The sequence below is a fragment of the Kitasatospora sp. NPDC051984 genome, from assembly GCF_044593455.1.
Taxonomy (GTDB): domain Bacteria; phylum Actinomycetota; class Actinomycetes; order Streptomycetales; family Streptomycetaceae; genus Kitasatospora.
This window is the reverse complement of record NZ_JBIUCB010000001.1, coordinates 659636-686517: the sequence shown is the minus strand read 5'-3', so window position 1 is coordinate 686517 and position 26882 is coordinate 659636. Positions and strand designations below refer to the sequence as shown.

Annotated in this window: 21 protein-coding genes; 14 read left to right on the top strand and 7 right to left on the bottom strand. The window is 71.6% G+C overall.

Features of this window, described 5'->3' with window-relative positions:
- From ACIHEI_RS03125 to ACIHEI_RS03105, 5 genes are all read left to right on the top strand, one after another.
- Complete coding sequence (locus ACIHEI_RS03125) at positions 1–1221, top strand: STM4014 family protein (protein ID WP_396605392.1); 1221 nt, start codon at positions 1–3, stop codon at positions 1219–1221.
- Positions 1222–1258: 37 nt separating this feature from the next.
- The gene (locus ACIHEI_RS03120; RefSeq protein WP_396605391.1) at positions 1259–2080 is read left to right on the top strand and encodes an STM4013/SEN3800 family hydrolase; all 822 of its coding nucleotides are present in this window, start codon (positions 1259–1261) and stop codon (positions 2078–2080) included.
- Complete coding sequence (locus ACIHEI_RS03115; RefSeq protein WP_396605390.1) at positions 2077–3411, top strand: STM4012 family radical SAM protein; 1335 nt, start codon at positions 2077–2079, stop codon at positions 3409–3411. The genes ACIHEI_RS03120 and ACIHEI_RS03115 overlap by 4 nt, the downstream gene beginning before the upstream one ends.
- Positions 3408–4256: an STM4011 family radical SAM protein gene (locus ACIHEI_RS03110; protein ID WP_396605389.1), complete on the top strand. Its 849-nt coding sequence runs from the start codon at positions 3408–3410 to the stop codon at positions 4254–4256. The genes ACIHEI_RS03115 and ACIHEI_RS03110 overlap by 4 nt, the downstream gene beginning before the upstream one ends.
- Positions 4257–4338: 82 nt before the next feature.
- Positions 4339–6615, top strand: coding sequence for an FdhF/YdeP family oxidoreductase (locus ACIHEI_RS03105; RefSeq protein ID WP_396605388.1), 2277 nt, complete (start codon positions 4339–4341; stop codon positions 6613–6615).
- 48 nt (positions 6616–6663) lie between these two features.
- Here ACIHEI_RS03105 and ACIHEI_RS03100 read toward each other — a convergent pair whose 3' ends face one another.
- Positions 6664–8082 (bottom strand): NlpC/P60 family protein, encoded by a 1419-nt coding sequence (locus tag ACIHEI_RS03100; RefSeq protein WP_396605387.1) that lies wholly within the window; start codon positions 8080–8082, stop codon positions 6664–6666.
- 319 nt (positions 8083–8401) lie between these two features.
- Here ACIHEI_RS03100 and ACIHEI_RS03095 point away from each other — a divergent pair, with 319 nt between their 5' ends.
- On the top strand, positions 8402–9562 hold the full coding sequence (locus ACIHEI_RS03095; protein WP_392950646.1) for an anion permease: 1161 nt from the start codon (positions 8402–8404) through the stop codon (positions 9560–9562).
- Between the two features lie 14 nt (positions 9563–9576).
- A complete protein-coding gene (locus ACIHEI_RS03090; RefSeq protein ID WP_387865501.1) occupies positions 9577–9804 on the top strand; it encodes a hypothetical protein in 228 nt (75 codons plus the stop codon).
- Between the two features lie 63 nt (positions 9805–9867).
- On the opposite strand, the gene ACIHEI_RS03085 is transcribed toward ACIHEI_RS03090, so the two are convergent.
- Together ACIHEI_RS03085 and ACIHEI_RS03080 are read right to left on the bottom strand one after the other, a co-directional pair.
- Positions 9868–11445: an MDR family MFS transporter gene (locus ACIHEI_RS03085; RefSeq protein WP_387865504.1), complete on the bottom strand. Its 1578-nt coding sequence runs from the start codon at positions 11443–11445 to the stop codon at positions 9868–9870.
- Positions 11446–11561: 116 nt separating this feature from the next.
- Positions 11562–12026, bottom strand: coding sequence for a MarR family winged helix-turn-helix transcriptional regulator (locus tag ACIHEI_RS03080; RefSeq protein ID WP_392950640.1), 465 nt, complete (start codon positions 12024–12026; stop codon positions 11562–11564).
- Positions 12027–12133: 107 nt separating this feature from the next.
- Here ACIHEI_RS03080 and ACIHEI_RS03075 point away from each other — a divergent pair, with 107 nt between their 5' ends.
- Entirely contained in the window at positions 12134–13168 is a 1035-nt protein-coding gene (locus tag ACIHEI_RS03075; protein WP_396605386.1) for a DUF3533 domain-containing protein, read from the top strand.
- Between the two features lie 25 nt (positions 13169–13193).
- Here ACIHEI_RS03075 and ACIHEI_RS03070 read toward each other — a convergent pair whose 3' ends face one another.
- The 3 genes from ACIHEI_RS03070 to ACIHEI_RS03060 form a co-directional block, all read right to left on the bottom strand.
- On the bottom strand, positions 13194–13715 hold the full coding sequence (locus ACIHEI_RS03070) for a GtrA family protein (protein ID WP_392950635.1): 522 nt from the start codon (positions 13713–13715) through the stop codon (positions 13194–13196).
- Between the two features lie 78 nt (positions 13716–13793).
- Positions 13794–16187, bottom strand: a complete 2394-nt coding sequence (lon, locus tag ACIHEI_RS03065) for an endopeptidase La (RefSeq protein WP_396605385.1) — start codon at positions 16185–16187, stop codon at positions 13794–13796.
- Positions 16188–16296: 109 nt separating this feature from the next.
- Positions 16297–16992 (bottom strand): rhomboid-like protein, encoded by a 696-nt coding sequence (locus ACIHEI_RS03060; RefSeq protein WP_396605384.1) that lies wholly within the window; start codon positions 16990–16992, stop codon positions 16297–16299.
- Positions 16993–17351: 359 nt separating this feature from the next.
- On the opposite strand from ACIHEI_RS03060, the gene ACIHEI_RS03055 reads away from it, so the two are divergent.
- The 6 genes from ACIHEI_RS03055 (at position 17352) to ACIHEI_RS03030 (ending at position 25781) form a co-directional block, all read left to right on the top strand.
- Positions 17352–18086 carry a response regulator transcription factor gene (locus ACIHEI_RS03055; protein ID WP_014138042.1) on the top strand — a complete coding sequence of 245 codons (735 nt, stop codon included), beginning with the start codon at positions 17352–17354 and terminating at the stop codon, positions 18084–18086.
- Between the two features lie 78 nt (positions 18087–18164).
- Positions 18165–19304: an ATP-binding protein gene (locus ACIHEI_RS03050; protein ID WP_387637380.1), complete on the top strand. Its 1140-nt coding sequence runs from the start codon at positions 18165–18167 to the stop codon at positions 19302–19304.
- A gap of 289 nt (positions 19305–19593) precedes the next feature.
- A complete protein-coding gene (locus ACIHEI_RS03045) occupies positions 19594–23349 on the top strand; it encodes a multifunctional oxoglutarate decarboxylase/oxoglutarate dehydrogenase thiamine pyrophosphate-binding subunit/dihydrolipoyllysine-residue succinyltransferase subunit (protein ID WP_396605383.1) in 3756 nt (1251 codons plus the stop codon).
- 129 nt (positions 23350–23478) lie between these two features.
- On the top strand, positions 23479–23661 hold the full coding sequence (locus ACIHEI_RS03040; protein WP_387637385.1) for a DUF6104 family protein: 183 nt from the start codon (positions 23479–23481) through the stop codon (positions 23659–23661).
- Between the two features lie 220 nt (positions 23662–23881).
- Positions 23882–24775, top strand: coding sequence for a DUF4097 domain-containing protein (locus ACIHEI_RS03035; protein ID WP_387865513.1), 894 nt, complete (start codon positions 23882–23884; stop codon positions 24773–24775).
- Position 24776: 1 nt separating this feature from the next.
- Positions 24777–25781, top strand: a complete 1005-nt coding sequence (locus ACIHEI_RS03030; protein ID WP_396605382.1) for a PadR family transcriptional regulator — start codon at positions 24777–24779, stop codon at positions 25779–25781.
- Positions 25782–25855: 74 nt separating this feature from the next.
- On the opposite strand, the gene ACIHEI_RS03025 is transcribed toward ACIHEI_RS03030, so the two are convergent.
- The gene (locus ACIHEI_RS03025) at positions 25856–26818 is read right to left on the bottom strand and encodes a zinc-binding dehydrogenase (RefSeq protein ID WP_396605381.1); all 963 of its coding nucleotides are present in this window, start codon (positions 26816–26818) and stop codon (positions 25856–25858) included.
- Between the last annotated feature and the right edge of the window lie 64 nt (positions 26819–26882).

The following is a 26882-nucleotide window of genomic DNA, read 5'->3' as shown; positions in this document are numbered from 1 at the left end:
TTGACGCCGCCGAAGCTGGTCGTCCTGGGCTGCCCGGGGCACCGGAGGGTCACCCTGTTCGCCGCCGCGGCCCGCGCCGCCGGCCTGCCGGAGCCCGCCGTGCTGCCCTGGTCCTCGGTGCTGCGCGGACGGTACGAACTGCCGCCCGGCGCGGTGGTCCGGGTCGACTCGCCCGGCGAGGACCCGGAGGCCGACCGGCTGCTGCGCGGCGCCGCACTGGGTGACAGCTACGCGGCCACCCGGGTCGAGGGCGGACCGGCCTGGTACGCGGGCGTCACCGCCGCACTCCGCGAACTGGCCGCCCGGCCCGGGGTGCGGATGCTCGGCGATCCGGAGGAGATCGCCGTGATGTTCGACAAGCGCCGCGCGCACGCGGCGCTGGCCGCCGCGGGGGTGCCGGTTCCCCCCGCACTGCCCGGTGAACTCCCCTCCTCCTTCGAGGAGTTGCGGGAACGGATGGCGTCCGCCGGAATGCGCCGGGTGTTCCTCAAACCGGTGCACGGCTCCTCCGCCTCCGGGGTGGTGGCACTGGAGTTCGGCCCGCGCGGGCAGGTCCAGGCCACCACCTCGGTGGAGGTCGCCCCGGACGGGCTGCACAACTCGCTCACCGTCCGCCGCTACCGCGACGCGGCCGAGGTCGCCGCACTCGTCGACCGGCTCGCCCCGGAGGGCCTGCACGTCGAACAGTGGGTCCCCAAGTCCGGCCAGGGCGGCCGCGCCGCGGACCTGCGGGTACTGGTGGTCGGCGGCCGGGCCACCCACATGGTGGTCCGCACCAGCCGCCACCCCATGACCAACCTCCACCTCGGCGGCGCCCGCGGCGAGTTGGCCGCCGTCCGCGCCGCCGCCGGCGACACCTGGCCCACCCTGCTCGCCACCGCGGAAGCCGCCGCGAGCTGCTTCCCGCACGCCCCGATGGTCGGCGTCGACCTGCTCCCCCACGCCCGCTGGCGCCGCACCCTGATCGGCGAGGTCAACGCCTTCGGCGACCTACTCCCCAACCTCCCGGGCCTGCCGGACGGCCCGGCCCCGGGACTCGACACCTACGCGGCGCAACTGGCTTCGCCGAAGTACCGGGAGGCGCTTTTCCCAGCCCCCGGCGGGGAGCGCGAGCGGGTGCGAAACCAGGGGCGCGTGGGGGCACCTCCCAGCCCGCCAGGACTAGGGCCTGTCCGGCCGGATCCGCTCACCCCGCAGCCAGTTGACGCCCCGGCGGCGTAACCCCGAAGGAACTCCCTTGCAGCACGGCATACCGAACATGAACGAGATCGTCGGCACCCACGACCTCCTCCTCGTCACCCTCGACACCCTCCGCTACGACGTCGCCGAAGAGCTTCTCGCCGCCGGCCGCCTCCCCAATCTCGCCCGGGTGATCCCGAACGGAGCCTGGGAGCGCCGCCACTCCCCCGGCAGCTTCACGTACGCCGCGCACCAGGCGATCCTGGCCGGTTTCCTCCCCACGCCCGCGTCCCCCAATGGCCCGCACCCGCGTCTGTTCGCCGCGCGTTTCGCCGGCTCCGAGTCGACCGAGTCCCGCACTTGGGTGTTCGACGCGCCCGATCTGCCGACGGCTCTCGCCGCGGCCGGTTACCGCACGGTCTGCATCGGTGGCGTCGGGTTCTTCAACAAGCAGGGCCCGCTGGGTTCCGTTCTCCCCGGCCTGTTCCAGGAGAGCCACTGGGCACCGGAGTTGGGTGTCCCGTCCCCGACCTCGTTCGAGTCGCAGGTGGCGGTGGCCGAGCGGGTCGCGGCAGAGCAGCCGTCCGACCAGCCGCTGTTCCTGTTCATCAACGTCTCGGCGCTGCACCAGCCGAACTGGTTCCACCTCCCGGGCGCGACCCGTGAGGACGGCGACTCCCGGGCCAGTCACGCGGCCGCGCTGGAGTACGTGGACGCGCATCTGGGGCGGTTGTTCGCGGCGATGTCCGCCCGCCGTCCGTGTTTCGCGATCGTCTGCTCGGACCACGGCACCGCGTACGGCGAGGACGGTTACACCGGTCACCGGATCGGCCACGAGGTGGTCTGGACGGTGCCGTACGCGCACTTCACCCTCCCGGCCACCACCCAGGAGCACCGATGACGCCCGCCGAGTCCCCGTACCAGTCGTACGTCTACGCGTACCCGCACAAGACCGCCTATCGCCCGCTGCCCGACCGCCCGTCGCTGGCGGACCTGTGGCGGGGCGAGAAGCAGGACGCGCTCTCCCTCTATCTGCACATCCCGTTCTGCGAGGTGCGCTGCGGCTTCTGCAACCTGTTCACCCGGATCGGCAGCCCGGAGGGCCTGACCACGGCCTACCTGGACGCTCTGGAGCGCCAGGCCGGCCAGGCCCGGGAGGCCCTCTCCGGCACCGCCGAATTCGCTCTCGCGGCGTTCGGCGGCGGCACGCCCACCTATCTGACGGCGGCCGAGCTGGAGCGTCTCTGCGACATCGCCGAGCACCGGATGGGCGCGGATCTGCGGTCCATCCCCCTCTCCGTCGAGGCCTCCCCCGACACCGCCACCGCGGACCGCCTCCAGGTCCTGGCCGAGCGCGGCACGACGCGGCTGAGCCTGGGCGTGCAGTCGTTCCTGGACGAGGAGGCGAGGTCGGCGGTCCGGCCGCAGAAGCGGGCGGCGGTGGAGGCGGCGCTCGGCCGGGTCCGGGACGCGGGCTTCCCGGTGCTGAACATCGACCTGATCTACGGCATCGACGGCCAGACGGCCGTCAGCTGGATCAAGTCCCTTGACGCGGCGCTGAGTTGGCAGCCCGAGGAGCTGTACCTGTACCCGCTGTACGTCCGCCCGCTGACCGGCCTCGGCCGGCACGCCGACAACCGGCACACCGACAACGCGCCGTCCCCCGAGTGGGACGCTCAGCGCCTGACGCTCTACCGGGCCGGCCGCGACCACCTGCTGGCGAACGGCTACGAGCAGGTGTCGATGCGGATGTTCCGCCGTTCCGGCGCGGCCGGCGCGAGCGCCGGCGAGTACGCCTGCCAGACCGACGGCATGGTGGGCCTGGGCTGCGGGGCGCGTTCGTACACCTCGAAGCTGCACTACTCCTTCGACTACGCGGTGGACGCCCGCGAGGTCCGCCGGATCATCGACGACTACGTGGCGGCGCCGGACTTCTCGCGCGCCGAACTGGGCTGGGAGATGACGGACGAGGAGACCCGTCGCCGCCATCTGGTGCAGTCGCTGCTGCAGGGCGAGGGCGTCGACCTGGCGGCCTACCGGGAGCGCTTCGGCAGCAGCCCCGAGCAGGACTTCCCGTCCGAACTGACCGAATTCGCCGCCACCAACTGGCTGGCGGCCGGCGCGGACCGGCTGCTGCTCACCGCGGAGGGCCTGGCCTGGTCGGACGCGATCGGCCCGCGGCTGTTCTCCGCCGGGGTGCGCGAGCGGATGGCGGGGTACTCGCCGAAATGAGCGCACTGACCGTCCTGTACCGGGGCCCGCTGTCCTCCTGCGACTACGACTGCCCGTACTGCCCGTTCGCCAAGCGGCGGGACCCTCCGGAGCTGCTGCGCACCGACCGGGCCGCGCTGGAGCGGTTCACCGCCTGGGCGTCCCGGTACGAACACGGCCGTCTCTCCGTCCTGTTCACGCCGTGGGGCGAGGGCCTGGTGCGGTCCTGGTACCGGCGGGCGATGGTGGAGCTGAGCCGGCTGCCGCACCTGGAGCGGGTGGCGATCCAGACCAACGCGAGCTGCCGCACCGGCTGGCTGGCCGAGGCGGACCTGTCGAAGCTGGCGCTCTGGGTGACGTACCACCCGGGCCAGGTGACGGAGCAGCGTTTCCTCGCCAAGTGCGCCGAACTGACGGCACTGGGCGTGCGGTTCAGCGTCGGCGTGGTCGGGCAGCCGGAGCACCTGGCGGCGGCCCGCCGGCTGCGCGCGGCGCTGCCGGCGTCCGTCTACCTGTGGGTGAACGCGGCGGACGGGCTCACGTACACCGACGCGGAGGCGGCCGGGTGGATGGAGCTGGACCCGCTGTTCGGCTACAGCCGCCACCCGCACCGCAGCGCGGGCCTGCCGTGCCGCACCGGGGAGAGCGTGGTCTCGGTGGACGGGGACGGCACGGTGCGTCGCTGCCACTTCGTCCGACCGCCGCTGGGCAACCTGTACGACGACTCCTACCGGGCCCAACTGCGCCCGCGCGCCTGCCCGTTGGGCGAGTGCGACTGCCACATCGGCTATGTGCACCTGGAGTCGCTGCCGCTGTACGACGTGTTCGCGGGCGGGGTGCTGGAGCGCATCCCGCACGGCTGGTGACCGGCCCGGCCCTCCGCCCCACGACACCCGCGGTCGTACCGGATACGCTCCAAGCACCCCCGAGCCCTCCGGAGAGTCCGCCATGGCCAAGCAGCCCCCGCACCGCGACCCCGCCCAGGACGCGCCGCACGTCGGACCTCCGGCGCACGCCGCCGCCGGTCTGCCCGCGATCGGTCACACCCTGCGGATGGCCGCCGACCAGATGTCCCCGGGCCGGGTGCTCTCCACCCTGCGCAAGGTCAACCAGCAGGACGGCTTCGACTGCCCGGGCTGCGCGTGGCCCGAGCCGGACAAGCCGCACCTGGCGGAGTTCTGCGAGAACGGCGCGAAGGCGGTCAGCGAGGAGGCCACCGAGCGGCGGATAACCCCCGAGTTCTTCGCCGCCCACCCGGTCGCCGACCTCGCGGAGCGCTCCGGCTACTGGCTCGGCCAGCAGGGCCGCCTCACCACCCCGATGCTGCTCGACGAGGGCGCCACCCACTACACCCCGATCGGCTGGGACGAGGCGTTCGCGCTGATCGCCGCCGAGCTCACCGCGCTGGGTTCCGCGAACGAGGCGGCGTTCTACACCTCCGGCCGGACGTCCAACGAGGCGGCCTTCGCCTACCAGTTGTTCGCCCGCCGGCTGGGCACCAACAATCTGCCCGACTGCTCCAACATGTGCCACGAGTCCTCGGGTTCGGCGCTCACCGAGACACTCGGCGTCGGCAAGGGCAGCGTCTCGCTCAAGGACCTGTACCAGGCCGATCTGATCATCGTCGCGGGCCAGAACCCGGGCACCAACCACCCCCGGATGCTCTCCGCGCTGGAGCGCGCCAAGCGGGCCGGCGCGAAGGTCGTCAGCGTCAACCCGCTGCCCGAGGCCGGCCTGGAGCGGTTCAAGAACCCGCAGACCCCGCGCGGCCTGGTCGGCGGCGGCACCAAGCTCACCGACCTGTTCCTGCAGATCCGCCTCGGCGGCGACCTGGCGCTGTTCCGGGCGCTGAACCACCTGCTGCTCACCACTCCCGGCGCCGTCGACGAGGCGTTCGTCGCCGAACACTGCGCCGGGTACCAGGAGTTCACCGCCGAGGCGGCCGACCTCGACCGCCCGGCCACGCTGGCCGCCACCGGCCTGCCGTGGGAGCAGATCGAGGAACTGCACCGCCTGGTGCTCTCCTCGCAGAAGATCATCGTCTGCTGGGCGATGGGCCTGACCCAGCACAAGCACTCGGTGCCGACCATCCGCGAGGTGGTCAACTTCCTGCTGCTGCGCGGCAACGTCGGCCGCCCCGGCGCGGGCGTCTGCCCGGTGCGCGGGCACAGCAACGTGCAGGGCGACCGCACGATGGGCATCTTCGAACGCCCGAGCACCGCGTTCCTGGACGCCCTGGGCCAGGAGTTCGCGTTCGAGCCGCCGCGCGCCCACGGCTTCGACACCGTCGACACCATCCGGGCGATGCGCGACGGCCGGGTCAAGGTGTTCTTCGCGATGGGCGGCAACTTCGTCTCCGCGAGCCCCGACACCGACGCCACCGAGGCCGCGATGCGCCGCTGCCGGCTGACCGTGCACGTCTCCACCAAGCTGAACCGCTCGCACGTGATCACCGGCGCCCGCGCGCTGATCCTGCCCACCCTGGGCCGCACCGACCGGGACGTCAGCGCGCTCGGCCCGCAGTTCGTCAGCGTCGAGGACTCGATGGGCATGGTGCACTCCTCGCGCGGCGGCCTGCGCCCGCCCGCGCCCGAGCTGCTCTCCGAGGTGGCGATCGTCAGCCGACTGGCCCGCGCCGCGCTCGGCCCGCAGGACCCCACGCCGTGGGAGGAGTTCGCCCGCGACTACGACCTGATCCGGGACCGGATCGCCCGCGTGATCCCCGGCTTCGACGACTTCAACGCCAAGGTCCGCCGCCCCGGCGGCTTCGCCCTGCCGCACGCCCCGCGCGACAGCCGCAGCTTCCCCACCGCCACCGGCAAGGCCAACTTCACCGTCAACCCGCTCACCGCCCCCGACGTCCCGCCGGGCCGGCTGCTGCTCCAGACGCTCCGCTCGCACGACCAGTACAACACCACCGTGTACGGCCTGGACGACCGCTACCGGGGCATCAAGGGCGGCCGCCGGGTGGTCCTGGTCAACCCCGCCGACGCCGCCGAACTCGGCCTCACCGACGGGCAGTTCGTCGACCTGGTCGGCGAGTGGAAGGACGGCGTGGAGCGCCGCGCCCCGCGTTTCCGGGTGGTGCACTACCCGGTGGCCCGGGGCGGCGCGGCCGCCTACTACCCGGAGACCAACGTGCTGGTGCCGCTGGACTCCACCGCGGACATCAGCAACACCCCGACCTCCAAGGCCGTGGTGGTCCGCCTGGAGCCGACCGCCTGACCCGTCCGCCCCGCCTGGGTCGCCGTCCTGCGACGGCGGCCCGGTCGGTCAGTTGCCCGTCGGCGCGGCCGAACCCGACCCGGATGCCGACGCGGCGCCGGACGGCGAGCCGGAGGCCGAACCGCTCGCCGATCCGCTGGGCGAGCTGCTCGAACCGGTGCTCGGCGAGCCGCTGCCACCGGGCTGCGACGGAATGGTGCCGGGGTTGCTGGGCTTCGTGTCCGGCCCCGGGACGTTCGGGCCCGGGGTGCTCGGCGCAGGCGTGCTCGGCGCGGGCGTGCTCGGCGCCGGCGGCAGCGTGGACGGCTTGGCGGGCCCGATCTTCGACTCGCCGGCCTTCACGTCCGGCACCTTCCACTCGCCGCCCGCGTCGTCCGCCGAGTCCTCCGGGTCGGGCCGGACGGCGCCCAGGATCGGCATCGCGCCGACCTTCGACACCTTCACCACGTCGCCGGTGCGCGGGGCCTGCACGACCAGGCCGCCGCCGATGTACATCCCGATGTGGGTGGCGCCGCCGTAGTAGACCACCAGGTCACCGGGGCGCATCTCGTTCAGCGCCACGTGCTTGAGCTGCGCCCACTGCTCCTGGCTGGTGCGCGGGATGGCCTTCCCGGCGTGCAGCCAGGCCTGCGAGGTGAGGCCCGAGCAGTCGAACACGTCCGGCCCGGCACCGCCCCACACGTAGTCCTTGCCGAGCTGCTGGAGCGCGTACTGCACCGCCTTGCGGCCCATCGCGGACGGCGTGCGCTCGCCCTTGCCGAGTGCGCCGGACGCCAGGAAGGTCAGCTGCGCCTGGTCGGCCTGCTGCTTCTCCAGCGCCTCCAGCTCGCTGCGCTGGGCGCCGGTGAGCGAGCCGACCAGGGTCTCCACGTCGGCCAGCTTCTTGGCCACGGTGTTCTTCTGCTGCTCCTGCTGACCGGCCAGCGTCTGCGCCTCGGTCAGCGCCTGCTGGGCGGCCAGCTGCGCGGCGGCGAGGGTGTCCCGGTCGGACTTCAGCCGCTCCAGGAACTCCTTCTGCGAGCGCCCGGCGGAGTCCAGCAGTCCGGCGATCACCACCGCCTCGTACGGGTCCTTGGCCAGCAGCATCTCGGCGTACCCGGATATCTGGCTGTTGCGGTACTGCGCGCCGGCCAGCTGGGCGGCCAGGTCGTTGCCGGTGTCCACGGCCTCCTGCTGCCGGGTCACCCGGGCGTTCAGGTCCTGGACGTTGGCCTGCTGCTCGGCAAGCCGGGCCACCGTGCCGTTGTACTGCTCGGTGGCGGCCTCGGCCTCCTGGTACAGGGTGTGCAGCTGCTCCAGCAGCGGGCCGAGGGTCCGCTTGGCCTCGGCCAGCGGGTCGGCCCCGGGGGCGGAGGTCGAGGCTCCGGGGTCCGGCGCGGCGTACGCGGCGGAGGCGAACGGCAAGGTCAGTGCGGCGACGGCGAGCACCGCCCCGCAACGCAGTGCGGCGCGTACCCACGGCCGCATCCCGGTCGATTCCGCGCGCTGCCCTGCCCCCATCGGCCGGCCCTCCCCTGGTTCCCGTCGGCGATCGGACCGATCCTGCCATGCGGAGGGAGTTCCCGGCAGATACCCAGGGGGGCGTGAAGTGAATTCTCATCCGCGCGGGAGTGTGACAACCCTCTCATCGGATTCCGCGATCTCCATGGAAAACCGACGCCCCGGCAACTCCCGCGCCACCCAAGGAACCACAACTCCGTGCCGAGTTAACCTCCCGTTCACCATCGCTTCCTACGGTCACCGAGGACAGCAACGTCAGTCCGACACCTTCGACGATTGTTTGGGTATGGAACACATCACGTTCCTGGTGGCCGTTGTGATCATCACGGCGCTCGCCTTCGACTTCACGAACGGCTTCCACGACACCGCCAACGCGATGGCCACCTCCATCGCCACCGGCGCCCTCAAGCCCAAGGTCGCCGTGGCCATCGCCGCGGCGCTGAACTTCGGTGGTGCCTTCCTCTCGGTCAAGGTGGCCACCACCATCTCGGGTGGCATCGTCAACGAGAAGGCCGGACTGCAACCCTCGATCATCTTCGCCGCCCTGGTCGGCGCGATCCTGTGGAACCTGCTGACCTGGCTCAAGGGCCTGCCCTCGTCCTCCTCGCACGCCCTGTACGGCGGCCTGATCGGCGCGACCGTGGTCGGCGCCGGCATCGGCGGCGTCAACTTCAGCGTCGTGGTCTCCAAGATCCTGATCCCGGCGGTGGCCTCCCCGATCATCGCGGGCGTCGCTTCCTGGGGCGCCACCAAGCTGGCCTACCTGATCGCCGGCAGCAGCCCGAAGAAGAGCACCGAGAAGGGCTTCCGGCGGGGCCAGATCTTCTCCTCCTCGCTGATCTCGCTGGCGCACGGCACCAACGACGCGCAGAAGACCATGGGCATCATCACGCTGACCCTGATCTCGGCCGGCCAGCTGCACAAGGGCGACGGCCCGCCGACCTGGGTGATCGTCAGCGCCGGTCTGGCGATCGCGCTGGGCACCTACATGGGCGGCTGGCGGATCATCCGTTCGATGGGCTCCGGCCTGGCCGACATCCGGCCACCGCAGGGCTTCGCCTCGGAGACCGCCGCCGCGACCGTGATCCTGACCTCCTCGCACATGGGCTACGGCCTGTCCACCACCCAGGTCTGCTCCGGCGGCATCATGGGCGCGGGCCTCGGCGGCCCCTCCGGCAAGCTGCGCTGGGGCATGGTCCGCCGCATGGTCTACACCTGGGGCCTGACCCTGCCGGCCGCCGCCGCGGTGTCCGGCCTGGCCGCCCTGATCGCGGACCAGGGCGACTGGGGCGTGGCCGTGGTCGGCGTGGCGCTGGTGCTCGGCGCCGGCTCGATGTGGCTGATCTCCCGCCGCCAGCCGGTGCACGCCGGCAACGTGCACGACAGCGAGACGGTGGACCTGCCGGTCACCGGCAGCCCGACCGGCCAGACCACCATCGCGGCCTGAAAGGACTACGAATCATGCACATCAAGTGGGCCGCTCTGGCCGAGACCGCAGGCGTCAGCCTGGCCGTCACCCTCGCCGTCGTCACCGTCTTCGCGCTGGGCAACCTGGCGCTGACCCGCCGCGAGGCGGCCGTCGAGGCCGGCACCGGCAAGGGCGTCCCGGCCCTGGCCGCCGCGGTCGTGTGCTTCACCGCCTGCGCCGCGGTGGTCGCGTACGGCATCTCGCTGATCGCCGCCAAGTAACGCGAGCAGATACGACGAAGGGCCCCGCCATCCGGCGGGGCCCTTCACGCATGTCGGCAGCGATCAGTCGGTGACCAGCTCCGCGGCCTTGGCGGCCGGGGCGGCGGCCCGGTCGTCGTCGGCGGTGCGCAGCGGCACCTCGCGGATGAACAGCACCAGCAGGAAGCCGACCACCGCGAACGGGGCGGCGACCAGGAACACGGTGCCGACGCCGTGCCCGAACGCGTCGGTGACCAGCGGGACGATCCGCGCGGGCAGCGCGTGCAGGTCCGGGATGCCGTCGCCGCCGCCCGCGGGGGCGGGCAGGCCGGCCTTGACGAAGTTCTCCGCCATGTACGAGGCGACCTTGTGCCCCAGCAGCGCGCCGAGCGCGGAGACGCCCATCGCGCCGCCCATGGTGCGGAAGAAGGTGACCACCGAGCTGGCCGCGCCGAGTTCGTGGCGCGGGACGGTGTTCTGCACCGCGAGGACCAGGTTCTGGCTGGTCAGGCCGAGGCCGATGCCGGCCACCGCCATGTAGAGCGCGAGCAGCCCGTACGAGGTGCCGGCCCGGGCGGTGCCCATCAGGCCGAGTCCGACGGCGAGCATCACGGTGCCGCCGACCAGGTAGCCCTTCCACTTGCCGTACTTGGTGATGAGCTTTCCGGCCACCGTGGAGGACACCGCGAGGCCGAGGATCATCGGCAGGGTGAGCAGACCGGCCTGGGTGGGGGTCTTCTCCTTGGCGAGCTGGAAGTACTGGCCGAGGAAGGTGGTGGTGCCGTACATGCCGACGCCGACGAAGGCGGAGGCCACCGAGGCGAGCGCGACGGTGCGGTGGCGGAACAGGTCGAGCGGGATCAGCGGCTCGGCGGCGCGCTTCTCGACGGCGACGAACAGTCCGGCCAGTGCCAGGCCGCCGAGCACCATCACCGCGGTCTGCCAGGACACCCAGTCGTAGTTCTTGCCGGCCAGCGAGATCCAGATCATCAGCAGGCTGACGGCGGCGGTGATCAGCACCGCGCCCAGGTAGTCGATCTTCGGCTTGCGGACGGTCTGCTCGGGGAGCTTCAGGGTGCGCTGCAGCACCAGGATGGCGAGCAGGGCGAACGGGACGCCGACGTAGAAGCACCAGCGCCAGCCGAGCCAGGAGGTGTCCACGATGACGCCGCCGATCAGCGGGCCGCCGAGGGTGGCGAGTGCGAACACCGCGCCGAAGTAGCCGCTGTACCGGCCGCGCTCGCGCGGCGGGACCATCGCGGCCAGGCAGATCTGGCCGAGCGCGATCACACCGCCGGCACCGATGCCCTGCAGCACGCGGCAGAAGATCAGCATGCCGATGCTCTGCGACAGACCGGCCAGTGCCGAGGAGAGCACGTAGATCACCATGGCGATCTGGACCAGCAGCTTCTTGCTGACCAGGTCGGAGAGCTTGCCCCAGAGCGGGGTGGCGGCGGTGATCGAGAGCAGGGCGGCGGTGACCACCCAGGTGTAGGCGGACTCGCCACCGTGCAGGTCGTGGAGGATCCGCGGGAGCGCGTTGGAGACGACCGTGGAGGACAGCACGGCCACGAACAGGCCGAGCAGCAGGCCCGAGAGGGCTTCGAGCACTTGGCGGTGGGACAGCTGGGCCTGCGGGAGTGTCTGGGGGGTCGTCGACATGCGTTTCCTTCGACTAAAAATTCGTTGCCTCAAGCAACTATACGCCGATAGTTGACTAAGGCAACTTTATTCAAGTCAAAGTAAAGGGCCCCTTCAAAGGCCCAGGTCAGAACGGGTCAGACCCCTTCGGTCAGCTCGTTGAACCGCTCCAGCAGGCGCGCGAACTGCTCCAGCTCACCCACCTCCCACGCCTCCAGCGAGGCCCGGAAGCGCGCCATCCGCGCCTCCCGGGCGGCCGCGAACCGCCGCTCGCCCTCCTCGGTCAGCGACACCAGCGAGGCCCGCCGGTCCAGCGGGTCGGTCTCCCGCCGCAGCAGCCCCAGCTCCTCGATCGCCCGGATCTGCCGGCTCACCGTGGCCTTGCCCACGCCGAAGTGCAGCCCGATGTCGGTCACCCGCGCCTGCCCGGACTCCCGGATGAAGGAGAGCAGGACGTACGCCCCGGCCTCCAGCTCGGGGTGCACCTGCCGCGAGACCTCGGCGGCCCGGGCCCTGCTGCGCCGGAACAGCGTCGCCACCTCGCGCTCGACCGCGAGAAATGCCAGTTCGGCGGCGTTCGGCTCTGCCACGGGGTCGTTCATGGCGCTCAGTATCGCGCAGCCTGCACGTTCTCCGGGGCGCAACTGTTTCATGATATTAAGTATCCGATTTGTGTACTGGTACCGGATTGATAGGGAGATGCCCGCCCATGGCAGAGCCTGCAAAGGGGTTCGTCGCCGATCTCAAGGACGCGGTGACACCACGCGCGTTCCTCATGGTCGTCGCCGTCCTGCTGCTCCAGCTCGGCTTCATCACCTCGTACGTGGGTGCGCTCCACCAGCCGAAGCCGCACCAGCTGTCCATCGCAGTGGTCGCCCCGCCCGAGGTCGCTCCGAAGCTGACCGCCGCCCTGGAGTCCGTCCCGGACGACGCGGTGCGTGCGTCCGTCCTGCCCGACGCGGAGACCGCGAAGGCCCGGATCAAGGACCAGAAGATCTACGCGGCCTGGGTGTTCGACCCGACCGGTACCCAGGACACCCTGCTGGTCGCGGAGGCCCGCGGCCCGGCCGCCTCCGGCGCCGCCGAGCTGATCGTCACCAAGGTCGCGGCCGCCCAGCACCGCACCGTCGAGGTGCAGGACACCATTCCGCTGGCCCCCGGCGACGGCAGGGGCCTGTCCAGCTTCTACCTGGTGGTCGGCTGGTGCGTCGGCGGCTACCTGGTCGCCTCGATCCTCGGCATCAGCGCCGGTGCCCGCCCCGCCAACGTCAACCGGGCCGCGGTGCGCCTGGGCGCCCTGGCGCTGTACTCGGTCGTCGCGGGCCTCGGCGGCACGCTGATCACCGGCCCGATCCTGGACGCGCTGCCGGGCTCGATCGTGGCCCTGACCGCCATCGGCGCACTGGTGGTGTTCGCGGTCGGCGCGGTCACCATGGCGCTGCAGTGCCTGTTCGACATCATCGGCATCGGCGTGGCGGTACTGATCTTCGTGGTGCTGGGCAATCCCAGCGCGGGCGGCGTCTACCCGCCGCCGCTGCTGCCCACGTTCTGGCGGGCGATCGGCCAGTGGATCCCGAACGGCGCCGGCACCTCGGCCACCCGCTCCATCGCCTACCTGGGCTCGTCCGCGCTGGCGATGCCGCTGACGGTGCTGGCGGTCTGGGCCGCCCTCGGTGTCGCGGTGACCTTCCTCGCGGCGGCCCGCCGTCCGCTCGTCGGCCGCCCCGCCTCCGCGGAGGCGTGAGCGGCCGTCACGGAAAGGGGCGGGGTCAGACCCGTTCGGTCGCCCGCCCCTGCTCCTCGCTCACCCGGTCCGACAACCGGGTGAACACGTACCGGTTCATCGCCCAGTAGCGGAACACCATCGCCAGCAGGGTGCCCAGGATCATGCCGCTGAGGAAGTCGGCGACCTCCTGGGTCATGTGGGTGACGTGCGGTTCCCGCAGGTCGAACAGGTAGCGCGAGGCCGCCAGCGGAAGGTCGTTGACACCGACCGCGAGAGCGCTGACCACGACGAACAGGACAGCCTCGCGATGCTTGCCGGCGGCCCGGAAGGACCACTGCCGGTTCAGCACGTACGAGACGCCGGTGGCGATCACGGTCGCGACGGTCAGGGCGACGAGCGGCTTGGCCTCGAAGACGGTCATCTTCAGAGCGAAGTTGATCAACATGGTGAGCACGAAGCAGGTTCCTCCGACCACGAGGAACTTCACCAACTTGCGGTGCTTGACCAGGAACGGACGGAAGTTCTCCGGCATTGCGGTCAGCGCGCGCTGCGTAGGGGACGGCATGCCGGAAGTCTGCCATGGGCCACAATCGGCAACCACCAGGGGCCGGGGAGTGGACACTCCCCGGCCCCTCGGCCGTCATCAGGCCGCCGCGACCAGCACTTCCGCCGGCTCCAGCGCCAGCCGCAGCACCTCCCGGACGTCGGACACGGCGTGCACCGTGAGCCGCTCCAGCACCTCGGCGGGGACGTCGTCCAGGTCCGCCTCGTTGCGCTTCGGGATGATCACCGTGGTGACCCCGGCCCGGTCCGCGGCCAGCAGCTTCTGCTTGACCCCGCCGATCGGCAGCACCCGGCCGGTCAGCGACACCTCGCCGGTCATCGCCACGTCGGTGCGCACCTTGCGCCCCGACAGCAGCGAGGCCAGCGCCGTGGTCATCGTGATGCCCGCGCTCGGGCCGTCCTTCGGCACCGCGCCGGCCGGCACGTGCAGGTGGATGCCCCGCTCGCGCAGGCCCGTCACCGGCAGCTCCAGCTCGGCGCCGCGCGAACGCAGGTAGGAGAGCGCGATGTGCGCCGACTCCTTCATCACGTCGCCCAGCTGCCCGGTCAGCGTCAGCCCGGTCGAGCCGGTCTCCGCGTCCGCCAGCGACGCCTCGATGTAGAGGACGTCACCACCGGCTCCGGTGACCGCCAGGCCGGTCGCCACTCCGGGCACCGCGGTGCGACGCTCGGCCGGCTCCTGCGCCGACTCCGGCACGTGGTGCGGCCGGCCCAGCAGCGCCCGCAGGTCGTCCGGGCCGATCGCGGCCGGCAGCTCGCGCTCGCCCAGCTCGGTCTGCGCGGCGACCTTGCGCAGGACCCGCGCGATCGACCGCTCCAGGTTCCGGACGCCCGCCTCCCGGGTGTACTCGGCGGCGAGCCGGCGCAGCGCCTCCTCGTCCACCGTCAGCTGCTCCGCGGCGAGGCCCGCCTTGGCGAGCTGGCGGGGCAGCAGGTGGTCGCGGGCGATGGAGACCTTCTCGTCCTCGGTGTAGCCGTCCAGCCGGACCAGGTCCATCCGGTCCAGCAGCGGCTCCGGGATGGCCTCCAGCACATTGGCGGTGGCCAGGAACACCACGTCGGACAGGTCGAGCTCGACCTCCAGGTAGTGGTCCCGGAAGGTGTGGTTCTGTGCCGGGTCCAGCACCTCGAGCAGCGCCGCCGCCGGGTCGCCCCGGTAGTCCGAGCCGACCTTGTCGATCTCGTCCAGCAGCACCACCGGGTTCATCGTCCCGGCCTCCTTGATCGCCCGGACGATCCGGCCGGGGATCGAGCCCACGTACGTCCGCCGGTGGCCGCGGATCTCCGCCTCGTCCCGGACGCCACCCAGCGCCACCCGGACGAACGACCGGCCCATCGCGCGGGCCACCGACTCGCCCAGCGAGGTCTTGCCGACACCGGGCGGGCCAACCAGCGCCAGCACCGCACCTCCGCGCCGGCCGCCGATCTGGCCGAGCCCCTGGTCGGCCCGGCGCTTGCGGACGGCCAGGTACTCGACGATCCGGTCCTTCACGTCCGCCAGACCGGTGTGGTCGGCGTCCAGCACGGCATGCGCGGCGGTGATGTCGTACGAATCCTCGGAGCGCTCGTTCCACGGCAGCTCCAGCACGGTGTCCAGCCAGGTGCGGATCCACGAGCCCTCGGGCGACTGATCACTGGAACGCTCCAGCTTGTCGACCTCCTTGAGCGCCGCCTCCCGGACCTTCTCGGGCAGCTCGGCCGCCTCCACCCGCGCCCGGTAGTCATCCTCTTCAGTACCCGCCTCACCGTTCAGCTCGGCCAGCTCCTTGCGGACGGCCTCCAGCTGGCGGCGCAGCAGGAACTCCTTCTGCTGCTTGGCGACGCCCTCCTCGACGTCCTTGCGGATGGTGTCGTTGACCTCCTCCTCCGCGAGGTGCTCGCGCAGCAGGCCCAGCGCGTACTCCAGCCGGGCCTGACGGTCGGCCTCCAGCAGCACCTTCAGCTTCTGCTCGGCGGTGGCGAACGGCGCGTACCCGATGTTGTCCGCGAGCTCGCCGATGTCCTCGATCGCGGCCACCCGGTCCACGATCTGCCATGCCCCGCGCTTGCGCAGCCACTTGGTGGACAGCGCCTTGTACTCCTTGGCCAGCTCGGCCGCCCGACCTGCCACCGGCAGCCCGGCGTCCGACTCCTGGAACGGCGTGGTCTCCACCCAAAGCGCCGCCCCCGGCCCGGTCGTCCCCTTGCCGATCCGCACCCGGCGCACCGCGCGTACCAGCGCCGCCGGGTCACCGTCCGCCAGCCGCCCGACCTGCTCGACCGTCGCCAGCGCACCCACCGCCGCGTACGACCCGTCGAGCCGCGGCACCAGCAGCACCTGCGGCTTCCCCCCGTTGCTCCCCGCCCTGGCCGCCTCCACGGCAGCCCTCACCTCCGGATCCGAAAGCTCCAGCGGAACCACCATGCCAGGGAGCACGACCTCGTCGTCGAGGGGCAGCACGGGCAGAGTGAGCGGAATGGACGTCGATGCCATGATCTCTCCCCAGTCAGTGAAGTTGAGCTGACCTGACTAAGGTTTGGCACGCCTCGGTTGTTCCCCTCCGGGTGTTCACCCTGAGCGAAGGGGACTCAGGGTGGATGTCTCAGCCCTCCGCGACGGCCGTCGAGCGCTTCCACGCCCACGCCCGCTCCGGCCCGCGCGGCCCCCTGCCGCGCCTCAGCCACGGCCACATCGCCACACCCAACAGCAACGCCGCCGGGTGCCCGACCGAAGTCACCAGATCGGGGTCGGAGAGCAGCTGGTGCCCGATCAACGCCAGCCCCGCGCCCAGCGCAACGGCCCGCCCGGGCCGCGGCAGCAGTCCGGCCAGCCCGCCGAGCGAGGCCAGCACCCCGTAACTGACGCCGATGTCCATCGCGTCCAGCACATCGGGCCCGGCCGCCCCGCGGGCCACACTCGCCACGGCCACCCCCTGCGAGAGCAGCGTCGCGCCGATGTGCCCGGCCCCGAAGACGCCGAGGGCACGGACTCCCCCCGCCCGTCGTTCAAGGGGTGCGACGGTGCAGAGGAAGGCCCAGAGGTAGGGCGCCCAGACCGAGCCGGCGACCCACAGGCCGCTGCCGATGAGGGAGACCACGGGGTGGACGAGCAGGTTGTGCGCGTCGGTGGAGGACACCGACTGGAGCCGGTGCACGGTGTCGGGGTCGCCGAAGCGGGCGTAGAGCGTGGTGCCGAGCAGCAGGCCGAGGTAACCGAGCGCGAACGGGTTCGTCCGGGGGGTGGGGACGGCCCGCAGGCCCGGCCGGATCAGCCGTCGTCGCAGTTCCGCGCTGGTCATCGTGCCTCCCGAACGCTTCGTCCGCCCCACGATACGGGTGGCAGGTGAGAGGTGTCTGGGTAAGTCCTGTGAAGACCACTGTCCGTGCATATGCCGCTCGCACACGTACCGTTACAGGTCGCAAGCGCTTTGGGTAAGGTACTGGCCCGTGCCCGTCCGATCGGGGACCTGCCAAGCATGACGGTCCGCGGCCGGAATCATCCGGTCAGCCCACCCGGGCGGGGACGGCGTCCGTACGCTGCCAGGAGCAGCACCGGCGGGCGGGGCAACAGCCCAAGACGGATTGAGACGACTACGACGCGGAGCCCGCCCGTCCCCACAGACGGCCGGCCCGCAGCCCTGGGGGCGGTGGCGTGACCGTGACAGAGATTCAGCAAGAGACGATCAGCAGTGGCCCGGTGGGTACCCAGCGACGGGTGCTCGTCGTGGAGGACGAGCCGACCATCGCGGAGTCGATCGCGGCGCGCCTGGGAGCCGAGGGCTTCAAGGTGGCGGTGGCCCACGACGGGCCGGGCGCAGTGGACGGGTTCCACACCTGGCAGCCCGACCTGGTGGTGCTCGACATCATGCTGCCGGGCTTCGACGGCCTCGAGGTGTGCCGCCGGATCCAGGCCCAGCGCCCGGTGCCGGTGCTGATGCTGACCGCGCGGGACGACGAGACGGACCTGCTGGTCGGTCTGGGCGTCGGCGCGGACGACTACATGACCAAGCCGTTCTCGATGCGCGAGCTGGCGGCCCGGGTGAACGTGCTGCTGCGCCGGGTGGAGCGCGCCCAGCAGGCGGCCCGCACGCCGGCTCTCGGCAGCCTGCGCTTCGGCGAGCTGGAGATCGACCACGTGCAGCGCCGGGTCCGGCTGGGTTCGGGCGACGTGCACCTGACGCCGACCGAGTTCGACCTGCTGGCCTGCCTGGCCGCGCAGCCGCGTGCGGTGCTGACCCGCGAGCAGCTGCTGGCCGAGGTGTGGGACTGGACCGACGCGTCCGGCACCCGCACGGTCGACAGTCACGTGAAGGCGCTGCGCCGGAAGATCGGTGCGAGCTGGATCCGTACGGTGCACGGCGTGGGTTACGCGCTGGAGGCTCCGCTGTCCTGACCCGGAGCCGCCGGTCCGGGCCTCCGGGGGGCCCGCGCGGCGGTCCGGTCGTGCACGGGGGACGAGTTCTGGGGACACATGACCTTTCCACAGCAACGCAACGGGGAAGCCGAGCCGACCCCGCAGCCCCCGCTGGCGGTGCGCGCCGCGCGCCGGGTGTGGGCCGACATCCGCCCGTTCGATCCGGTGCGCTCGGTCAAGGGCAAGCTGGCGATGCTGGTGGTGGTCTCGGTGGTGCTGGCCACCGGCATGGTGGTGGTGGCGATCCGGTCGGAGACCCAGATCCGGATCATCATGATCTTCTCGCTGATCGCCTCGCTGCTGTTCATGCAGTTCCTGGCGAACGGTCTGACCGCGCCGCTGCGGGACATGACGGCGGCGGCCCGGTCGATGGCCGAGGGCGACTACACCGCCCGGGTGGACGTGTCCTCCCGGGACGAGATCGGCGAGCTGGCCGACACCTTCAACCGGATGGCCGGCGACCTGGAGGCCGCCGACCGGCACCGCCGCGAGCTGATCGCCAATGTCTCGCACGAGTTGCGCACGCCGATCGCGGCGCTGCGCGGCCTGCTGGAGAACGTGGTGGACGGCGTGGTGAAGCCGGACCCGAAGAACCTGGGCACCGCGCTGGAGCAGACCGAACGCCTGGGCCGGCTGGTCACCCACCTGCTGGACCTGTCGAAGCTGGACGACGGCGTCGTCCCGCTGGACTGCCGCCCGTTCCAGGTGCGGGAGTTCCTGGACGGCGTGCTGCGGGGCGTGACGGTGGACGGCGCGACGGCGGGCGGAGCGTACGCCCGGCGCGAGGACGTGCGGCTGGCGGTCGACGTACAGCCGGCCGAGCTGTCGGCGGTGGCGGACGCGGAGCGGCTGCACCAGGTGGTGGCCAATCTGGTGGACAACGCCTGCAAGCACTCGCCGGCCGGCGGCACCGTGACGGTGCGGGCCCGGGCGGCGGAGGGCGGCGGGCTGCTGCTGGAGGTGGAGGACCAGGGTCCGGGCATTCCGGTCGCCGACCGGGAGCGGGTATTCGAGCGGTTCGGCCGCAGCGGTTCGCCGACGGCGCTCGGCCCGGGCAGTGACGGCGGGACCGGCCTCGGGCTGGCCATCGCCCGCTGGGCGGTGGACCTGCACGGCGGCCGGATCCGGGTGGCGGAGGCCGCCGCGGGCTGCCGGATCGAGGTCACCCTGCCGGGTGAAAGCGCGATCGCCGTCTAGTTTGTGGCGGAACCGGTACAAACCGCGTTCGAGGCCGGGCCGGGACAGTCAACGGACCGTCCCGGCCCGCCTGTTCGTCCGATTTTCACTCGGTATGGCAGTGATCGCCCCGGCCGCGGGTTCCCTGCTTTCCGGCATCTCTAACGCACAGTTCCAGCCAAAATCCGGTCCACCGATGTGATCTGGGCGACGCCTGACCATCGGGGACTGCGCGATCACTGGTCGGAGGCGTAGCCTTAATCCCCGCTGTCCACCATCCCAAAAGGAAGCGGAAGAGGGCGGTTGCCCCGTGTCGCCACACCAAGAAACCCCCAGCTCGGCAAGCTCCACTGGCTTCGGCCCCAATGAGTGGCTCGTCGACGAGATCTACCAGCAGTACCTCCAGGACCCGGCTTCGGTCGACCGTGCCTGGTGGGACTTTTTCGCCGACTACAAGCCCGGTACCGAGGTGACTCCCGTGACCCAGGCCGCAACCCCGGTCGGCGCCCAGCCGGCCCCCGTTGCCGCTCCTGTTGCCGCTGCTCCGGCCGCGCCCGCCGATGCCGCTCCGGCCGCCACCCCGGCGCCCGCGCAGCCGGTGGCCCCCGCGCCGCTGGCCGCCGCTCCCGCCGCGCCGCCCGCGCCGAAGGCCGCGACCCCGGCTCCGGCCCCGGCCGCCGCCGCGAAGGCCGCCACCGAGGGCCCGGAGCTGGTGCAGCTGCGCGGCCCGTCCAAGGCCGTGGCGTCGAACATGGATGCTTCGCTGGAGGTTCCGACCGCCACCTCGGTGCGCGCGGTGCCCGCCAAGCTGCTGATCGACAACCGCATCGTCATCAACAACCACCTGCAGCGCGCCCGCGGCGGCAAGGTCTCCTTCACCCACCTGATCGGCTACGCGCTGGTCCAGGCCGTGAAGGCCAACCCGGGCATGAACTACAGCTACAAGGTGGAGGACGGCAAGTCCTACCTGGTGAAGCCCGAGCACGTGAACCTGGGCCTCGCCATCGACCTGGTCAAGCCGAACGGCGACCGCCAGCTGGTCGTCGCGGCCATCAAGAAGGCCGAGACGCTCGACTTCTTCGGCTTCTGGCAGGCCTACGAGGACATCGTCCGCCGGGCCCGCGCCAACAAGCTGACCATGGACGACTTCACCGGCGTCACGGTCTCGCTGACCAACCCGGGCGGCATCGGCACCGTGCACTCCGTGCCGCGCCTGATGCAGAACCAGGGCACCATCGTCGGCGTCGGCGCGATGGAGTACCCGGCCGAGTTCCAGGGCTCCTCCCCGGAGACCCTGGCCCGCCTGGGCGTCTCCAAGATCATGACGCTCACCTCGACCTACGACCACCGGGTCATCCAGGGCGCGGCCTCGGGCGAGTTCCTCCGCTCGATCCACCAGCTGCTGCTGGGCGCGAACAACTTCTACGACGAGGTGTTCGAGGCTCTGCGGATCCCGTACGAGCCGGTGCGCTGGGCCACCGACGTGGCGACCACGCACGACGACGAGGTCAACAAGACCGCGCGCGTCATGGAGCTCATCCACTCCTACCGGGTCCGCGGCCACCTGATGGCCGACACCGACCCGCTGGAGTACATGCAGCGCAAGCACCCCGACCTGGACGTCACCACGCACGGCCTCACCCTGTGGGACCTGGAGCGCGAGTTCGCGGTCGGCGGCTTCGGCGGCCAGAAGATGATGAAGCTCCGCGACATCCTCGGCCTGCTGCGCAACACGTACTGCCGCACCGTCGGCATCGAGTACATGCACATCCAGGACCCGGCGCAGCGCAAGTGGCTGCAGGAGCGCCTGGAGAAGCCGTACACCAAGCCGGAGCGCGAGGAGCAGCTGCGCGTCCTGCGCCGGCTGAACTCGGCCGAGGCGTTCGAGACCTTCCTGCAGACCAAGTACGTCGGGCAGAAGCGTTTCTCGCTGGAGGGCGGCGAGTCGCTCATCCCGCTGCTGGACGCCACCATCGACGCCGCCGCCGAGCACCGCCTCGACGAGGCCGTCATCGGCATGGCGCACCGCGGCCGCCTGAACGTGCTGGCGAACATCGTCGGCAAGCCGTTCGGCAAGATCTTCGGCGAGTTCGAGGGCAACCTCGACCCGAAGTCGATGCACGGCTCGGGCGACGTGAAGTACCACCTGGGCTCCGAGGGCACCTTCACCGGCCTGGACGGCGAGACCATCAAGGTGTCGCTGGCCGCGAACCCGTCCCACCTGGAGACGGTCGACCCGGTCGTCGAGGGCATCGCCCGCGCCAAGCAGGACATCCTGGACTTCGGCGGCACGACCTTCCCGGTGCTGCCGATCCAGATCCACGGCGACGCGGCCTTCGCGGGCCAGGGCGTGGTCGCGGAGACCCTGAACATGTCGCAGCTGCGCGGCTACCGCACCGGCGGCACCGTGCACATCGTGGTCAACAACCAGGTCGGCTTCACCGCCGCCCCGACCTCCTCGCGCTCGTCGATGTACTGCACCGACGTCGCCCGGATGATCGAGGCGCCGATCTTCCACGTGAACGGCGACGACCCGGAGGCCGTGGTCCGCGTCGCGCGGCTGGCCTTCGAGTTCCGTCAGCAGTTCCACAAGGACGTCGTGATCGACCTCATCTGCTACCGCCGCCGCGGTCACAACGAGGCCGACAACCCGTCGTTCACCCAGCCGCTGATGTACGACCTGATCGACAAGAAGCGTTCGGTGCGCAAGCTGTACACCGAGGCGCTGATCGGTCGCGGCGACATCACCATGGAAGAGGCGGAGCAGGCGCTCCAGGACTTCCAGGGACAGTTGGAGAAGGTGTTCGCGGAGGTCCGCGAGGCCACCGCCGCCCCGGCGCCGGCCGAGACCGGCCGCCCGGTCGCGGACTTCCCGGTGTCCATCCAGACCGGCATCTCCGCCGAGATGATCAAGCGGATCGCCGCCTCGCAGGTCAACCTGCCGGACTGGCTGACCGTGCACCCGCGTCTGCTGCCGCAGCTCCAGCGCCGCGCCGCCTCGATCGAGGACAACACCATCGACTGGGCGACCGGCGAGGCGCTCGCCATCGGCTCGCTGCTGATGGAGGGCCACCCGGTCCGGCTGGCCGGCCAGGACTCCCGCCGCGGCACCTTCGGCCAACGCCACGCGGTGCTGATCGACCGGAACACCGGCGAGGACTACACCCCGCTGATGTACCTGACCGAGGACCAGGCCCGCTTCACCGTCTACGACTCGCTGCTCAGCGAGTACGCGGCGATGGGCTTCGAGTACGGCTACTCGCTGACCCGCCCGAACGCGCTGGTCATGTGGGAGGCGCAGTTCGGCGACTTCGTCAACGGCGCGCAGACCATGGTCGACGAGTACATCGCGTCCGCCGAGCAGAAGTGGGGCCAGCACTCCGGCGTCACCCTGCTGCTGCCGCACGGCATGGAGGGCCAGGGCCCGGACCACTCGTCCGCCCGCCCGGAGCGCTTCCTGGCGCTGTGCGCGCAGGACAACATGACGGTCGCCATGCCGACCCTGCCGTCGAACTACTTCCACCTGCTGCGCTGGCAGGCGCACAACCCGCACCACAAGCCGCTGGTCGTCTTCACCCCGAAGTCGATGCTGCGTCTGAAGGCCGCGGCGTCCTCGTCGTCCGAGTTCATGAGCGGCTCGTTCCGCCCGGTGATCGGCGACAGCACGGTGGACCCGGCGCAGGTCCGCAAGGTGGTCATCACCTCCGGCAAGTTCTACTACGACCTGGAGGCGGCCCGGACCGAGCGTGGCGTCACCGACACCGCGATCGTCCGCGTCGAGCGCCTGTACCCGCTGCCGATCGCGGAGCTCCAGGAGGAGCTGGCCCGCTACGGCGAGGGTGTCCAGTTCGTCTGGGCGCAGGAGGAGCCGGCCAACCAGGGTGCCTGGCCGTTCATCGCGATGAACCTGGTCGACCACCTGCAGGTCGTCATCGGCCGCTCCGCCAACGGTGGCGCCCGCCTGCGCCGCGTCGCCCGCACGGCCTCCTCGGCCCCCGCGGTCGGCTCGGCCAAGCGGCACGCCGCCGAGCAGGCGGCCCTGGTCGACGAGGTGTTCGCGCTCTGACGCGCTGACGCCCGCCCGGCCCTGTCGGCCCCCGTCCCCGGTCTCCGGGGGCGGGGGCCGCATCCGTTACCGGGCGGCGCACTATCCTGGGCGGCGGCGTACCAGAACCACCCACCGGAGCGAGTAACCGTGTACTTCACCGACCGCGGCATCGAGGAGCTGGACAGCCGGCGTGGCGAGGAGGAGGTCACTTTCGAGTGGCTGGCCGAGCGCCTGCGCGAGTTCGTCGACCTGAACCCGGACTTCGAGGTGCCGGTGGAGCGGCTGGCCACCTGGCTGGCCCGGCTGGACGACGAGGACGACGAGGACTGACAAGCCCTCAGCAGCGCGGCCCGGCAGGCGTTCTCGCCTCCCGGGCCGCCGGCTTTTTCGGGCGGTCCCGGGGTCGCCCTTCAGGGTGGGGTCGGGGTCGGCCGGGGTGCGCTCCGGGTCCGGATCGGGGTCGGATCTCCTTGACTTCCGCCCGACGCGATATATCGTAAATATCAAAGAGAACGCGATACATCGCGTATGGGAGGACGGGGAGCCGGACATGTTCCAGCAGACGGTAGACAGCACCGAGACCATCACCTTCGACGAGGCCGCGCACATCCTGCACGTCCGGATCGTCGACGGCACCGTGAACGTGGTCCCCACCGAGGGACCGGCCCGCCTCGAAGTCGCCGCCCTGGAGGGCGAACCGCTCGAGGTGACCCTGATCGACGGCGTACTCACCGTCAGCTACAAGGACCTCAGCTGGGCCGAGGTCGGCGTGGCCGTGAAGTCCGTGGAGACCGTCAAGTCGTACTTCTCCGGCCTGCGCCGCAAGCGCCGGGCCGAGATCACGGTGGCCGTCCCGGCCGCCGCCGCGGTCAAGGTCGGCACGGTCTCCGCGCACGCCACCGTCTCCGGCATCACCGGCGAGGTCGCGGTGAACGGCGCCAGCGGCGACACCACGCTGGCCGGGCTGACCGGCCCGGTCTCCGCCAACACCGTCTCCGGCGACGTGGACGCCGAGGGCCTGTCCGGCGAGCTGAAGGTCAACACGGTCTCCGGCGCGGTCACCCTGGTGGCTGGCAGCGCCACCCGGATCCGCGCGCACTCGGTGTCCGGCGCGGTCACCCTCGACCTGGACGCCGCCACCCCCACCGACATCGGCGTGACCACCGTCTCCGGCGCGGTCGGCGTCCGGCTGCCCTCGTTCGCCGACGCCAAGGTCGAGGCCGGCACCACCAGCGGCACCCTCTCCAGCGCCTTCGCCGAGCTCGCCGTCGGCGGCGGCTGGGGATCCAAGAAGCTCTCCGGCCAGCTCGGCTCCGGCGCCGGCCGCCTCCAGGTGACCACCGTCACCGGCGCGGTCACCGTCCAGCGCCGTCCCGACGCCGAGGAGGACCGGCCGGCCAAGGAACTGACCTCCGGCCCGCTCGACCTGACCAAGGAGGCCTGAAATGACCCCGGTGTTCGGCCACGGCCGGCTTCGCCTGTACCTGCTGAAGCTGCTCGACGAGAGCCCCCGGCACGGGTACGAGGTGATCCGCCTGCTGGAGGAGCGCTTCCACGGCCTGTACGCGCCCTCCGCGGGCACCGTCTACCCCCGGCTCGCCAAGCTGGAGGCCGAGGGACTGGTCAGCCACACCACCGAGGGCGGCCGCAAGGTCTACCGGCTGACGGACACCGGGCGCACCGAACTCGCCTCCCGCCAGGACGAGTTGACGTCCCTGGAGGCCGAGATCCACGACTCCGTCGGCCAGCTGGCCGGCGCCATCCGGCAGGACGTCCGGGACAGCGCCAAGGACCTGCGCGCCGAACTCTGGCAGCAGGCCGAACAGACCCCCGCCGCCGGCGGCGACCCGTTCGCCGCACCCTGGCGGGACAAGGAGTCCTGGCAGCGCGCCAAGGAACAGTTCGCCCAGCTCAAGGCCGAGGCCAAGGAACAGGCCCGGCGCGCCAAGGAGCAGGAGAAGGCGGCCCGGCAGCAGGCCAAGGCCGCCGAGGCCGAGGCCAAGCGGCTGCGCGAGCAGTCCAAGGCCGCCCGCACCGCCGCCCAGCAGGAAGCGCTGCGGCTCAAGCGCCGGATCGAGGAACAGGTCCGCGAGCACACCTCGCACGGCGACTGGTCCACCGGCCTCGCCGAGGGCCTCGCCGAACTCACCCGCGGCCTCGGCTCACTCGCCGACGCCGCCCGCTGGGGCTCCCACGAGACACCGGCCACCGAGACGCCGGCCCCGGAAGAGCCCGTCCGGATCGACCTCGACAAGTCCGACACCGAGCTGCCGGACTGGGCCCGCACCGACCCGGCCGGCGACCCGGCCCGCGAACTGGAGCGCCTGCTCGACCGCTTCCGCGACCACGTCCGCGACACCGCCCGCGACCGCGGTGTGGACGCCGCTGGCCTGGCCCGCGCCCAACAGGCCCTGGCCGCCGCGGCCTGTGCCCTGCACGAGCGCCGATGAGCCCGAAGAGCCCCTGACCTGAAGAGGAAGGTCAGGGGCTCTTCGCCTGCTCAGGGGGTCAGGCGGTCAGGGGGTCAGGGGGTCAGCACCAGCTTGCCGAACACCTGCCCGCGCTCCAGCTGCTCGAACGCCTCCCGGGCCTCCGCCAACGGCCGCACCGAGTCGATCACCGGACGCACCCCGGAGTTCGCGCACAGCGCCAGCAGGCCGGCCAGCTCCTCCTTGGACCCCATGGTCGAACCGACCACCTTCAGCTCCAGGAAGAAGATCCGGTTCAGCTCGGCCGCCTTCGGGCTCGGCCCGCTGGTCGCCCCCGAGATCACGATGGTGCCGCCCGGACGCAACGACTTCACCGAGTGCGACCAGGTCGCCGCGCCCACCGTCTCCATCACCGCGTCCACCCGCTCCGGCAGCCGGGCACCGCTCTCGAACGCGGCATCCGCGCCCAACTCGACCGCCCGGGCCCGCTTGGCCTCGTCCCGCCCGGTCACCCAGACCCGCAGCCCCGCCGCCTTCGCCAGCACCACCAGCGCCGTCGACACCCCGCCACCGGCCCCCTGCACCAGCACCGTGTCACCCGGCTTCACGCCCGCATTGGTGAACAGCATCCGGTACGCCGTCAGCCACGCCGTCGGCAGGCACGCCGCCTGCTCGAAGCTCAGCTCCTTCGGCTTCGGCAGCAGGTTCCACGTCGGCACCGCGACGCGCTGCGCGAACGTCCCCTGGTACCGCTCGGTGAGAATCGACCGCGGCTCGTCCGGCCCCACCCCGTGACCGCTCTGTCCGATCACCGAGTGGATCACCACCTCGTTGCCGTGCTCATCGACGCCCGAGGCGTCGCACCCGAGCACCATCGGCAGTCGCTCGGCCGGCAGCCCCACCCCCCGCAACGACCACAGGTCATGGTGGTTCAACGTGGCGGCCTTCACCGTCACCACGCTCCACCCCGGCCGCACCTCGGGCTCGGGCAACTCCCCCAGCTCCAGCGCGCTCAACGGATCGTCAGGACTGATACGGGCGGCATAGGCAGCAAACATGGCCCGGACCATACAGGCCCAAAGGGTGCGAAACCAGGGTGAGCACCGCCAGGGGCGCGGGGAA

Coding starts and splice junctions, on each gene's coding strand:
- ACIHEI_RS03120 (WP_396605391.1), top strand. CDS start 1,259: ATGAACGAGATCGTCGGCACCCACGACCTCCTCCTCGTCACCCTCGAC.
- ACIHEI_RS03115 (WP_396605390.1), top strand. CDS start 2,077: ATGACGCCCGCCGAGTCCCCGTACCAGTCGTACGTCTACGCGTACCCG.
- ACIHEI_RS03110 (WP_396605389.1), top strand. CDS start 3,408: ATGAGCGCACTGACCGTCCTGTACCGGGGCCCGCTGTCCTCCTGCGAC.
- ACIHEI_RS03105 (WP_396605388.1), top strand. CDS start 4,339: ATGGCCAAGCAGCCCCCGCACCGCGACCCCGCCCAGGACGCGCCGCAC.
- ACIHEI_RS03100 (WP_396605387.1), bottom strand. CDS start 8,082: ATGCGGCCGTGGGTACGCGCCGCACTGCGTTGCGGGGCGGTGCTCGCC.
- ACIHEI_RS03095 (WP_392950646.1), top strand. CDS start 8,402: ATGGAACACATCACGTTCCTGGTGGCCGTTGTGATCATCACGGCGCTC.
- ACIHEI_RS03090 (WP_387865501.1), top strand. CDS start 9,577: ATGCACATCAAGTGGGCCGCTCTGGCCGAGACCGCAGGCGTCAGCCTG.
- ACIHEI_RS03085 (WP_387865504.1), bottom strand. CDS start 11,445: ATGTCGACGACCCCCCAGACACTCCCGCAGGCCCAGCTGTCCCACCGC.
- ACIHEI_RS03080 (WP_392950640.1), bottom strand. CDS start 12,026: ATGAACGACCCCGTGGCAGAGCCGAACGCCGCCGAACTGGCATTTCTC.
- ACIHEI_RS03075 (WP_396605386.1), top strand. CDS start 12,134: ATGGCAGAGCCTGCAAAGGGGTTCGTCGCCGATCTCAAGGACGCGGTG.
- ACIHEI_RS03070 (WP_392950635.1), bottom strand. CDS start 13,715: ATGCCGTCCCCTACGCAGCGCGCGCTGACCGCAATGCCGGAGAACTTC.
- lon (WP_396605385.1), bottom strand. CDS start 16,187: ATGGCATCGACGTCCATTCCGCTCACTCTGCCCGTGCTGCCCCTCGAC.
- ACIHEI_RS03060 (WP_396605384.1), bottom strand. CDS start 16,992: ATGACCAGCGCGGAACTGCGACGACGGCTGATCCGGCCGGGCCTGCGG.
- ACIHEI_RS03050 (WP_387637380.1), top strand. CDS start 18,165: ATGACCTTTCCACAGCAACGCAACGGGGAAGCCGAGCCGACCCCGCAG.
- ACIHEI_RS03035 (WP_387865513.1), top strand. CDS start 23,882: ATGTTCCAGCAGACGGTAGACAGCACCGAGACCATCACCTTCGACGAG.
- ACIHEI_RS03030 (WP_396605382.1), top strand. CDS start 24,777: ATGACCCCGGTGTTCGGCCACGGCCGGCTTCGCCTGTACCTGCTGAAG.
- ACIHEI_RS03025 (WP_396605381.1), bottom strand. CDS start 26,818: ATGTTTGCTGCCTATGCCGCCCGTATCAGTCCTGACGATCCGTTGAGC.